At 66.7% G+C, this 12,029-nt stretch carries 11 protein-coding genes; 7 read left to right on the top strand and 4 right to left on the bottom strand.

The window, feature by feature from the left end; genetic code table 11:
* Positions 1–60 precede the first annotated feature (60 nt).
* The 4 genes from U5919_RS00635 to U5919_RS00620 all read left to right on the top strand — a co-directional run bounded on the left by U5919_RS00635 (position 61) and on the right by U5919_RS00620 (position 5,055).
* Positions 61–1,611, top strand: a complete 1,551-nt coding sequence (locus U5919_RS00635; RefSeq protein ID WP_336021601.1) for a carboxypeptidase M32 — start codon at positions 61–63, stop codon at positions 1,609–1,611.
* Between the two features lie 86 nt (positions 1,612–1,697).
* Positions 1,698–1,880, top strand: coding sequence for an HVO_0416 family zinc finger protein (locus tag U5919_RS00630; RefSeq protein ID WP_197052345.1), 183 nt, complete (start codon positions 1,698–1,700; stop codon positions 1,878–1,880).
* Positions 1,881–1,953: 73 nt separating this feature from the next.
* Positions 1,954–3,810: a UvrD-helicase domain-containing protein gene (locus tag U5919_RS00625; protein ID WP_336021600.1), complete on the top strand. Its 1,857-nt coding sequence runs from the start codon at positions 1,954–1,956 to the stop codon at positions 3,808–3,810.
* A 3-nt stretch (positions 3,811–3,813) separates the two neighbouring features.
* Entirely contained in the window at positions 3,814–5,055 is a 1,242-nt protein-coding gene (locus U5919_RS00620) for a M24 family metallopeptidase (RefSeq protein WP_336021599.1), read from the top strand.
* A 26-nt stretch (positions 5,056–5,081) separates the two neighbouring features.
* Here U5919_RS00620 and U5919_RS00615 read toward each other — a convergent pair whose 3' ends face one another.
* The 3 genes from U5919_RS00615 to U5919_RS00605 form a co-directional block, all read right to left on the bottom strand.
* A complete protein-coding gene (locus tag U5919_RS00615) occupies positions 5,082–5,330 on the bottom strand; it encodes a DUF7533 family protein (protein WP_336021598.1) in 249 nt (82 codons plus the stop codon).
* A gap of 113 nt (positions 5,331–5,443) precedes the next feature.
* Positions 5,444–6,436, bottom strand: coding sequence for a hypothetical protein (locus U5919_RS00610; RefSeq protein ID WP_336021597.1), 993 nt, complete (start codon positions 6,434–6,436; stop codon positions 5,444–5,446).
* 60 nt (positions 6,437–6,496) lie between these two features.
* The gene (locus U5919_RS00605; protein ID WP_336021596.1) at positions 6,497–7,330 is read right to left on the bottom strand and encodes an NAD+ synthase; all 834 of its coding nucleotides are present in this window, start codon (positions 7,328–7,330) and stop codon (positions 6,497–6,499) included.
* A 154-nt stretch (positions 7,331–7,484) separates the two neighbouring features.
* Between U5919_RS00605 and U5919_RS00600 the strand changes: the two genes are divergently transcribed.
* The 3 genes from U5919_RS00600 to U5919_RS00590 all read left to right on the top strand — a co-directional run bounded on the left by U5919_RS00600 (position 7,485) and on the right by U5919_RS00590 (position 10,756).
* Complete coding sequence (locus tag U5919_RS00600; RefSeq protein ID WP_336021595.1) at positions 7,485–8,453, top strand: ketopantoate reductase family protein; 969 nt, start codon at positions 7,485–7,487, stop codon at positions 8,451–8,453.
* Positions 8,450–9,247, top strand: a complete 798-nt coding sequence (gene panB / locus U5919_RS00595) for a 3-methyl-2-oxobutanoate hydroxymethyltransferase (RefSeq protein ID WP_336021594.1) — start codon at positions 8,450–8,452, stop codon at positions 9,245–9,247. The genes U5919_RS00600 and panB overlap by 4 nt, the downstream gene beginning before the upstream one ends.
* Positions 9,248–9,325: 78 nt before the next feature.
* A complete protein-coding gene (locus tag U5919_RS00590; RefSeq protein WP_336021593.1) occupies positions 9,326–10,756 on the top strand; it encodes a hypothetical protein in 1,431 nt (476 codons plus the stop codon).
* A 13-nt stretch (positions 10,757–10,769) separates the two neighbouring features.
* Here the strand turns inward: U5919_RS00590 and U5919_RS00585 are convergent, their stop codons facing one another.
* The gene (locus U5919_RS00585; RefSeq protein ID WP_336021592.1) at positions 10,770–11,933 is read right to left on the bottom strand and encodes a signal peptidase I; all 1,164 of its coding nucleotides are present in this window, start codon (positions 11,931–11,933) and stop codon (positions 10,770–10,772) included.
* Between the last annotated feature and the right edge of the window lie 96 nt (positions 11,934–12,029).

The raw sequence follows: 12,029 nt of genomic DNA, 5'->3' as shown, positions 1-12,029 counted from the left end.
GAGCAAAAAGCCAGATGAGAGCCGTCGGCTTGATACCCGTCCGCGCTCTGCGATAGGGTAATGACAGCAGGAACGAGCGAAGCGGGAGAAGCGGCGAGTGAAACCGCCCCAGAATCCTACGAGACGCTCCTCGAGGAGTACCGTCGCATATCGAACGTCCGCACCGCGACCGGCCTCCTGCGGTGGGACCAGCAGGTGATGATGCCCGAGGGCGGGACGCCCGCGCGCTCCCAGCAGCTCTCGACGCTGTCGTCGCTCGCGCACGAACTGCTCACCGACGACGACGTGGGCGACGCGCTCGACGACCTCGAATCGAGAGAGCTGACCGACGAGCAGGCGGCCGTCGTCCGCGAGATCCGCCGCGAATACGACCGCGCGGTCGCGGTTCCGTCAGAGTTGGTCGAGGAGATCTCGACGACGGCCTCGGAGGCACTCCCCGCGTGGGAGGAGGCGAAAGCCGAGGACGACTTCGAGGCGTTCGCGCCGTACCTGCGCAAACACGTCGAGCTGAAACGCGAGTACGCCGAGCACATCGATCCCGACCGCGACCCCTACGAGGTGCTCTTCGAGGACTTCGAGCCGTGTCTCTCGCTCGAACGCGCCGAGTCCATCCTGGCGTCCATTCGCGAGGCGCTCGTGCCGATGATCGAGGAGATCCGCGAGTCCGAGGTCGACCTCGCGACCGACGCGTTCACCTCGCTGGGGACCTACGAAGAGGAAGAACAGGAGGCCCTCTGCCGCGACGTCCTCACGACGCTCGGCTACCCGTGGGAGCGCGGTCGACTCGACACCGCGTCGCACCCGTTCTCGACGGGGACGACGTTCGACGCGCGGGTGACGACGCGGTTCGACGACTCGGACCCGCTCGGCTCGCTGACTTCGACCGTCCACGAGTTCGGCCACGCGACCTACACCCACGGCCTCCCCGACGACGCCTACGGGACGCCGCTGGGAGAAGACCGCGACCTCTCGGTCCACGAGTCCCAATCGCGGCTCTGGGAGAACCACATCGGGCGCTCGCTGGCGTTCTGGCGGGGTTTCCTGCCGACGGTACAAGAGCACTTCCCGAAGGCGGCGGACGTGACTCCCGAGTCGGCCTACGAGGCCGTCAATCAAGTGTACGAGGACAACCTCATCCGCGTCGAGGCCGACGAACTCACCTACCACCTCCACATCGTGATCCGCTTCGAAATCGAGCGGGCGCTGATCCGCGGCGAACTCGACGTCGACGACGTCCCCGAGGCGTGGAACGACAAGTACGAGGAGTACCTCGGGATCCGGCCCGAGACCGACTCGGAGGGGTGTCTGCAGGACATCCACTGGAGCCACGGCAACTTCGGCTACTTCCCGACGTACTCGCTCGGCTCGGCGATGGCCGCCCAGTTGTACGCCGCCGCCGAGGCGGAGTTGGGGGCGCTGGACGACGAGGTCGCCGCCGGGGAGTTCGACGCGCTCCACGAGTGGCTCACCGAGAACGTCCACCGCCACGGCGCGCGCTACGAGACGAACGAACTCGTCGAGCGCGCGACGGGGTCGGACTTCACCGCCGACGCGTTCGTCGACTACGTGACCGAGAAGTACGGCGCGCTCTACGATCTCGACTCGGCGTAGCTGGCGTCGAAAGCTGGCTCGGTCGGTTCCCACTTCACTGCGTGCGGCAGTAGGACTAAGTAATGGTAAGACATACCATAGCGTGTATGGCCTCAGCACCGAGCTCCGACGACGCGCTGTTCGACCAGTTTCTCGACGATCGCGGTCACGACATCGAGACAGTAGACTGGGAGCGGTCGTATAACAAAAAGCAGTGTCCGGAGTGTGGTGCGCTCCACGACGACGGTGCGGCGCACTGCGGCGTCTGCGGATGGGATCCGCGAGCCTAGCCTAACGAAATCCCTCGTTTTCCCGACTTTCGAAACAGGTAGTTTATCACGCACAAGCCCGTGAACGTGTCCAATGAGCGACTCGGACGCGACGGTCACCCGACTGTTCGGTGGCCCCGGAAGCGGGAAGACGACGGCGTTACTCGATCGGGTCGACGAACTCTTAGAGCGAGAGGACGTCACGATCCGCGACATTCTCGTGGTCTCGTACACGCGAGCGGCCGCCGCGGAGGTCCGCGAGCGACTCGCAGAGCGCCTCGACGTCTCGCCGCGCTCGCTGAAGGGCAACGTCGCGACGATGCACGCGAAGGCGTACGAACTGCTCGATCTCTCACGTAACGACGTCGTCGGCGAGAGCGACAAGAAGGACTTCTGCGAGGGCTACGGTATCGAGTTCGAAGACGAGTACGGCGGTGCGGGCCGCCGAACCGCCCGCTCGACGACGATCGGGAACAAGATCATCGCGACGAGCCAGTGGCTCCAGCGGACGCGCCGCGACGTCGCCGACTGGTACGACGTCCCTTTCCAGTGGAACGTCGAAGAGGTCCGACTGCCGCCGGAGATCGACCCGAACGCCCAAGAGGGCAACAAGTACACGCCGACGTGGCCCTCCGACGACGAGCGGGTCGACGTACCGGAGGTCATCCGGGCGTGGCGCGCGTACAAGGGCGAACACGGACTGGTAGGCTTCGCGGACATGCTCGAACGCGTGAAACAGCGCTCGCTCGTCCCCCACGTCGACTACCTCGTCATCGACGAGTTCCAGGACATCACCACGCTGCAGTACGGCGTCTACGAGGAGTGGAAACCGCATATGAGGCGCGTCCTCATCGCCGGCGACGACGACCAGGTCGTCTACGCGTGGCAGGGCGCGGACCCCAATCTGCTGCTCGACGCCGAGCGCGACGAGGACGTCGTCCTCCCGAACTCCTATCGGCTCCCCTCGCGGGTGCTCAACGTCGTCAACCAAGAGATCCGTCACATCGACAAACGGCAGGAGAAGGACCTCCACCCGCGGAAGGAGGGCGGCGTCGTCGAGGGAATTCAGTCGCCGTCGATGCTCGACCTCGCGCGGAACGTCCGCTACACGATCGAGGAGGGCGACGACGACGAGACGATAATGATCCTGTTCCGGGCGCGCTATCAGCTGTTCCAGTTCATCGACGAGTTCCTCCCGCTGGGGATGCCGTTCTCGGCGCTGACCGACCAGCGGATGTGGACCGACCGACTGACCCAGTACGTCCGTGCCGTCGAGGGGCTCGAAAAGGACGAACCGATCGACGGGCTACAGGCGCGACGCCTCGCGGATATGCTGCAGGACTCGGCGTTCGGCGCGAACGACCGCGACGGGCTGTTCGACCGCATCGACGAGCTCCAAGAGGAGGCGGGCGTCGACGACCTGACCGATCTCTCGGTCGACCCCGACGTGATCTCTGAATTCGCGCCGTTCGCCCCCGACGCGAAGGACGCGGGCGATATGCTCCGGAAAGTCACGTCGTTCCAGCGGAAGTCCGTCGAGGCGTACGTCGACGGCGAGTACCGCGGGATGGACCCCAACCGCGTCCGCATCGGAACGATCCACTCGGCGAAGGGCCGCGAGGCCGACCACGTCTTCGTCGCGACCGACCTGACCGAGAAGGTCGTCGAGCAGATGGCCGCGTCCGTCGAGGACGAAGACGTTCCCGGCGTCGACGAGTTCACCTCCACGACCGACCCGGTTCCCATCCTCACCGACAACGAGCGCCGCGTGTTCTACGTCGGGATGTCGCGGGCGCGAGAGCGGCTCGTCATCCTCGAAAACCTCGTCAACGGCGCGCCGACGCTCCCGGTGAGCGTGCTGCTGCACAACGAGATTCGCGACGAGTCGATCGAGGCGCTCCTCGACGAGGCGCAAGAGGGTGAGGTTCCGCCGCCAGAACCGGACGCGTAGGCAGTGACCGACGAAAGCGACTCCAACGAGTGCGAGGCCGTAGGGTCGCCTCTTGTCGATCGATCGTTTCTCGACGACGTCATCGACGAGCGAGACGCGACTGGGTTCGTCGCCGTCGGCGGGTGCGACGACGACCTCCGATACCTGACGGGATTTGACGGTCCAGACAGTCCGAGCGATCAGTACGCGTACGTCCGGGTCGCGGGCGCGGACGTGCTGTGTCCACCCGCCGCGTCAGTCGCCGCCGCGGAGCGTCAGTTCGACGGGGAGGTCCGGAGCGACCGTCTCACCGACCACCCCGGCGAGCGCGCCGCCGCGGTCCTCGCCAAAGGCGAATCCGGGTCGGGCCGCGCCGATCGGCGCGAGGAGCGCGAATCGCGGTCTACTGTCATCCTCGTGCCGCCCACGATCCCGCACGACGCCGCGGTGTCCCTCGAGCGCGCGGGTTACGAGTTGCGATCGACAACGGCAGTCGCGGACGCGAGGGCGACGAAAACGAGCGCGGAAGTCGACGCAATTCGGGCCGTACAGCGGGCCGCCGAACGGGCCGTCCGGCGCGGCGAACGCGTGCTCGCGACGACGGAGTTCGGCAACATCGACGACGGTGACGGGAACGGCGGGAACGGCGAGTTGCTATGGGAGGGAGCGCCGCTCACGACTGAACGCCTGCGCCGGGAGGTCAACGCCGAACTCGCCCGCTGCGGTGTCAGCGGTGCGGAAAACACGGTTGTTACAGTCGGAGCGGAGCACGCAGCGGCCGGGGGCGTCGTCCACAGAGACGGGGCTGTCGTGATCGACATCGCCCCGCGCGGGCCGCACGGCTATCACAGCCATCTCTCTCGAACCCTCGTCGTCGACAGCGACGGCGGCTGGGAGCGCCGCGCGTACGTCGCGAGCGAGGCCGCGATCGACGCCGCGCTCGGAGAGGTCGAACCCGGGGCCGACGTCGACGACGTGCGGCGCGAGGCCACCGCCGAACTTGCGGCGTTCGGGTTCGATCCGCGCAGCGGGAACGACTCGAACGCGGAAGTGGTCGAGACCGTCCACGGCGTCGGCCTCTCTCGCCGCGAGCGCCCTCGTTCAAGATCGGGAGCATCCCTCGAATCCGGCGTCGTACTGGCGGTGACGCCGTCGGTGACTGATTCCGAGCGGGGCAGCGTCCGCCTGAGCGAACTCGTCGTCGTCACCGACGACGGGTACGAGCGACTCGACGACGGATCACGATCCTTCTCGCCGCGAGAATAGGTTCGTCAGCTTGGGAGACGTCCAGACTACGCCGACTCGTCGTCGTCGGGTTCTTTCACGACCGCGCCGACGACGCGTTCGCCGACCTTCATCGGGATATCCGTCGGCGTCGTGAGGTAGTGCGGGAGCGCGACCATCCCGACAGCGATGACGACCGCGCCGCCGCCGATGACGGTGTCGCCCTCAGCGAGTCGGGTGAGCCCGAAGATCGCGACGGGCGCGGCGAAGATCAGCGTCGCCGCGAGTTGGATCGTCCCGAAGATACCGAGACTCATTGTACCCTGTAATCCGCGACCGGCGGGCAAAAGTATCGCGGTCGACGTGAGCGCCCCCGGTTGGATCGAAGCACCGGACTCCGCAGTAACCGCTTTAAGGGGGCGCGCATCGGCTATTCGGTGACGAAGCTGAGCGTGTAGGTGAAGTGGCGGTCATCGTATAAGAGAAAGTGACGCTGGAGGCCCGACTCGACGCCGGCGTCTTTCTCGATGTTCCCGTCGAGGTACGCCCAGTGGCCGAGTTGCTCCAGCAGTGATTCAAACGCGGACGAGTACGGGTGCGACTCGCGATACGACCCTCCCATCGCTTCGCGGAGGATCTCGCGCTCTTCGGCGGGAAGTTTCTCGCGGGACACGCGCGCATCGAGCAGTTCCGCTCGGAGGATCGACTCGATCTCGGAGTCGGAGTCGGCGACGGCGTCGACGTCCGCCTCGTAAATCGCTTCGTGAAACGTCTCTCGCGCGATCGCGACCTCGTAGATAGTGTCTCGGAACGCGACGTGTGACGGCCCGGAGTCGTCGAGGAGTTCACTCGCCGCCACCGCGTCGTCGTTCCGGTAGACGTAGCCGTCGCGTTCGACGAGCCCCCACGGGACACCGCCGGCATTCCCCCTCGCCCGAGCGGCGAACTGGGCGACCTGCACCGCTCGTTGGTCGGACTCGGGGAGCGACGAATGGGGAACGTGATCCCGAACCGTTTCGAGGTCCTCAGGGCGTCCGACTTCGTACAACCGGAGAATGGGATGCGTGACCGTCTCCTCACCGACGACGTGTGAGTCGAGATGGTAGTACGTCCCGTTCCGGCGTGCGTAGGTCGGCCCGTCGTCGCCGCGAGCGAGGAACGGCGTACGATGCTGTGTCGTGTACGTAGATCCGTTCAGCGTCGCGTTGAATGCCGCTTCGTCCCACGACGGGCGGGTCTCCGTGAGGTCGACGACGTATCGCTCGCGAAGCGGACCGTCGAGCGAGGACAGCGAGAGGGAGAGTTGTCGAGAGTCCGTCTCTGAACGTCTCGTGAGCGTCTGCGAACAGCCGCCGAGCGTGGCTGTCAGCAGCGCTCCACCAGTCGCTACTACCTGTCGACGCGTGGTCGGGATGGAGGGCATCAGTCGCGTCTCATTCCGAACTGTCAAAATCGTTTGTTTTCCCGGACAATCGTAGTCCCGCTACAGATGCAGCGGCTCCGGAGCGGGCGGCATCGTCCGCTTGTGAGCGCTCGTCTCGTAGAGGTCGACGACGCGTTCGACCTGCGCCTCGGTGACGTCGAGGTGTCGCACGGTCGCGGCCGTCGACAGCGGCCCGTCGACGTGGAGCGCGAGGATCGCGTCGAGTGCGTCGTAGCCCAGACCCATCTCCTCCTCGTCGGTCTGACCGGCCCACATCTCCGCGGAGGGCGTCTTCGACACCAGTTCCTCGGGCGCGCCCAGATGCGCGGCGAGCTGTCGGACCTGCTGTTTGTAGAGGTTCCCGATCGGGTTGCAGTCGACCGCCTGATCGCCGTACTTCGTGAAATACCCCGTCAGCGCTTCCGAGCGGTTGCCGGTTCCGAGGACGACCTTCCCCTCGTGGTTGGCGACGAAGTAGTTCAGGACGCCGCGGATCCGGACGTAGACGTTGCCCGCGGCCATCCGGTCGTCCGCCGCCTCCGGGAACGTGTCGAAGAATTTCTCCGCGATGGGCTGAATCTCGACGACGTCGTACGGCATTTCGAGCTCTTGGGCGACCCACTCGGCGTCGCTCATATTGTCCTCGGCGTTCGCGACGCTCGGCATCACGAGGCCGCGGACGTTCTCCGCGCCGAACGCTTCGACAGCGAGATACGCGACCGTCGTGCTGTCGATTCCGCCGGAGAGGCCGAGCACGGCACCCGCTGCGCCGGCGTCGTCGACGAGGTCGCGGAGGAACGACGAAAGGTGGTCGACCGTCGCGTCGAGTTCCGCCTCCGAGAGCCGGAGATCGAGCGGTGCGTCCTCTTCGAGGACCGGTTGCTCCGTAGTCATCGGGTAGGAGTACCGACTCGGAGCACTAATACTCACCCGTTTCGCCGGATCGGTGGACGTGCGTACACTTTCTTGGCGCTCGGAGAGGCCGAAAGGCCCACCCGGACAGCGCGTCCAACACAACCGCTTTCTCGGTCGCCCTCTTGGCGTCGATATGGACATCGTCGTCTTCGGCGCGGGCAGTCTCGGGAGCCTCTTCGGCGCGTTGCTCGCGCGGTCGTCCGAACATGACGTGACGCTCGTCGGGCGGGACCCGCACGTTACCGCGGTTCGCGAGTCGGGACTGCGCGTCACCGGCACCGACGCGTTCACCGTGCATCCGGCGGCGACGACCGAGGGAAGCGCTCTCTCTGCCGACCTCGCGCTCGTGACCGTGAAGGCGTTCGACACCGAGACGGCCGCCGAGGAGCTCGCGACCGGCGAGTTCCGCGCGGTGTGCTCGCTGCAGAACGGGATGGGCAACGAGGAGACGCTGGCGCGACACCTCGACTGTCCGGTGCTCGCGGGCACGACGAGCTACGGAGCGGCCCGCAGAGCGCCCGGCGAAGTCGAGTGGAACGGCCGCGGCGACCTCGCGATCGGGCCGTGGGAACCGAACGAGGCCGACAAGATCGCCGAGGAAGTCGGTGCGGCGTTCGCGGCTGCCGACGTTCCGGCGACCGTCGAAACGGGAGAGAGGATCCGCGAGCAACTCTGGCGAAAGCTCGCGGTGAACGCCGCTATCAACCCGGTGACGGCGCTGGCCCGCGTTCCGAACGGCGCGCTCGGCGCGGAACCGGGCGTCGAACTCGTCGAACCGATCGCGCGCGAGGTCGCAAGGACTGCCCGGGCGGTCGGCGTCGATCTCAGCGACGACGAGGCGGTCGCCGCCGTCGCAAACGTCGTGGCGGCGACCGCCGAGAACGACTCGTCGATGTACCGCGACGTCGCGCGCGGCCGACGGACCGAGGTCGACGTCATCAACGGCTACGTCGTCGAGCAGGCCGACGCTCGCGGCGTCTCGGTCCCGACGAACCGAACCCTGTGGACGTTGATCCGGGCGTGGGAAGCAGCGCGCGGGTTGGGCGATCCCGAGCCGGTAACGGAGCCATTGAAGGCCCCCGGAGGAGATGAGCGCGTATGACCACCGTTGCGAGCATACAGGAGTCCGAACGCCCGTTGACGATGCTCACGGCCTACGACGCGCCCACCGCCGAGTTGGCCGACGAGGCGGGAATCGAGATGGTGCTCGTCGGCGACAGCATCGGCAACGCCGTCTTCGGCCACGACTCGACGCTCCCGGTGACGATGGACGATATGCTGCGGGCGACGCGCTCTGTCGCCGGCGCCGTCGAGGACGCGCTCGTCGTCACGGACCTGCCCTTCCTCAGTTACGGTGTCGACCGCGCGCAGACGCTCGAAAACGCCGGCCGGCTGTTGAAGGAGGCCGGCGGCCACGCGGTGAAGATCGAATCCGGCCCGCACACCGTCGAGTTAACCGAAGCGATGACGGACCTCGGCATTCCGGTGATGGCGCACGTCGGGCTCACCCCGCAGCACGTCCACGGCGTCGGCGGCTACACGCGACAGGGGACGACCGCCGAGCGGGCGGCGGAAATGCTCGATCTCGCGAAAGCGCACGAGGAGGCGGGCGCGTTCTCGATGGTGATCGAGCACGTGCCCAGAGAGGTCGGCGCGGCCGCCGGCGAGGAGCTCGACATCCCGGTGATCGGGATCGGCGCGGGGCCCGACACCGACGGGCAGGTACTCGTCGTCGACGACGCCGTGGGGATGTCCGATCGGATCCCCCCGTTCGCCGAGGCCTTCGGCGACGTGCGACGCGAGATGCGGACGGCGATCGAACGCTATCGCGACGCCGTCGAGTCGGGCGAGTTCCCCGGCGAGGAGCACAGTCACAGCGAGGGACTCGAGCTCTGAACGACGACGGCAGCCGCCGACTACTCGACAGTCGAAGTACACAAGACAGTTCGGTCTGTAGGAACTCTCAGGAGTCCGATGCACAGGGCGTTGTTGTACGTGGGGGTGGCGTTCGTCCTCGTCGGGGCGATGCTGGCTATCGTGCCGACCGCGAGCTTCAGCACCATCGCGGGCGACCGTCCGGTTGACATCTCCATCGCAGACGACAGCGAGGCGTTCGTGGCGATCGATTCCACCGACACGGGCGTCACACAGCCCGGAAACGGCGTCGCCGTCGCGGCGCTGGTGAACAACCTCGGATCGCCGATGACCGTCGAGTACGAGGCGAGCGTCGATGCGGAACCCGTGACCGTCGAAGACCCGACTGAGACGGTTACGATAGAACGCGGCGAAACGGCCCCGATCCGCGTCGTGTGCGCGCCCCCCGAAGGTGGGTCGGGGACCGCGACGCTCACCATCAACGTCATCGAGGCGCGGTCCGGAACGACGACCGTCAGCGACGCGACGTTGTCGACGAGCTTCGACTACGACTGCCCCGGTGGCGGTCCGGGCGGGCCGAGCGGCCCGCCGGGTGGCGCGGTCGCGTACGTCGACGCGAACCAGAACGGCGAGTACGACGGCGGTGAACGCACGGTTAGTACGGACGAGCTCGCCGAGTTCGACGACGACAGCGCCCATCTCGTCATCGCGTCGGGCGGCGAGCGGATCGACTTCCGGAACCGCGAGGTCGACATCGAGGCGCGGTCGATCGCGGTCGGCGAGACGACGCTGGCGAGTAATCGGGCCATAGCGATGGCCGCCGGCGAACTGTCGTTGCACGGATCGACGGTCGACACGCAGAACGGCGAGATCGGACTGGAGGCCGGGACGATCACCGCCGACGACTCGACGATCACGTCCAACCGCGAGATCTCGGTCAGCGCCGACGGCGGCCCAGTAACGCTCGGTGAGTCGAGAGTCGAGTCACAGAACGGTGAGATCGTCGTCGAAGGCGGTTCGGTGATCGCACCGCGAGCGACGTTCACGTCCAACCTGCCGATCGAGATCGTCGGCGAGTCGGGGCCGCTCACCCTCCCCGACGCGACGATCGATTCGTCGAACGGTGAGATCGAACTCGCGGGCCGGAGCATCGACGCGACCGGCATCGACATCTCGACGAACGTGGCGATCACCGTCGTCTCGGAGTCGGGAGCGATTCGGGTGTCGGACGGTACGATCGAGTCGTCGAACGGAGAGATCGTCGTCGAATCCGCCGACAGCCTCGGTGCGGACGGGGCCGCGTTCTCGACGAACGTCGCCATCGAGTTGGAAGCGTCGGGCGACGTCGATCTCGACGCGGCTCGACTCGCGTCGAGTAACGGCCAAGCGACCGTCGAGTTGAACCGCGGGTCGGCCACGCTCTCGGTCGGCGGCGCGGTGATCGCGGACCGCGATTCGACCCTGACGTATAGTCCCGGCGGCGTCACGGTGAGCGGGACTCCCGACCGCGGGAGCGTCCAGCGCGGCTGAGAGAACGCGCTCGTCAGCGGAAGCGACGCCGGAGCCGGTCGAGAAGCGAGATGTTCCGCGCCGTCGACCGGAGTCGTACCGGGCTGAATCCGATCGTCAGAACCGAGAGCGCCAGCGTTCCGACGAGGAGGATTCCGTCGATAGCGGCGATCGCGAGCCACGGGTGGACCCCGTGTAGCGAGAGGATGAGACCCCGTGGGAGGATCGGGAGATAGCGCGATTGGGAGACGGAGCGCTCGTACGCGCCGGTCTCGGGCGGGGCGGTGACGAATAGCTGCATCGAGGTGTTCGATCGAGGCGAGACGTAGTGGACGGGCTCGCTCACCTCGATGGAGTGATGTCCCGGTTCGACGACGGTGAGCATCGGGACGTAGCCGTCGTTGTACACGCTGTAGTTGATCGAGTCGGTGTCGCCCGTCGCGATGACGAACGGGTCGTCTGTCGGAGACTGCGAGCTGACGACGTCGAACGTGGTCGTCCCCGACGACAGCGCCATACTCGCCGTCGCCGGAACGAGAACGACCGCGAGGACGACGAGTACCACCGTGACGTTCTCGATGTAGTCGCCGCGGCGACGACTCCGCTGAGAGGTCGCACGACTGCTGCCGAACGTGTCCAACAGGAAGCTCACGACGATGATGCCACCGCCGGCCCAGACGAGCGCCTGCGCGGAGAACTCACCGCTCGTGAACGCTCGAATCCCCGGCAGGCTGCCGGTAGCGCTGAGCACACCGGTCAGCACGCTTTGAATCGCGAGCACCCCCGTTCCGAGGTTCGGAATGACGACCACTTCCCCGTTCACCTGCAGCGCGTGTGCGACGATCTGCGATCGTTGTACGGGGGGTTCCTCGCCGTCCTGATCGGAGAACGGGTTCGCGTCCCCCTGCGTGACGTATCCGGCGTCGGTTCGGCCGACGACGCGGTGCGTCGTCAACCCACCGCCCTGTAACTCCTGCGCGTCGAACGTGACGACGTCACCCTCCTCGGGCGGGTCGGCGATCGCACTGGGGATCGCGACGAAGCCGTCGCCGGGTTCCATCGTCGGCGACATACTGCCCGTCTCGACGTACGCGAGCAGGATCGGTTGGCCCAAGAGCTGGCCGAACACGAGCGAGCCGGCCGCTAGGAGCACCACGATCAGGATCACCCACTGGACCGCGTCGCTGGCGCTGACCACGCCGGGTGTTGGGGAGGGGGATACAAATATCGACTCGTGTGTCAGCAGCTGACGTGATAGCGAGTGGCGCGTTTATCGGCCGAGAAAGTCGGGCTT

Origin of the sequence: Halobellus sp. LT62 (assembly GCF_037031285.1) — an archaeon.
In the GTDB taxonomy this organism is placed as follows: domain Archaea; phylum Halobacteriota; class Halobacteria; order Halobacteriales; family Haloferacaceae; genus Haloquadratum; species Haloquadratum salinisoli.
Note: the sequence above shows the minus strand (reverse complement) of the source record. Positions and strands in the feature narration are given on the sequence as shown.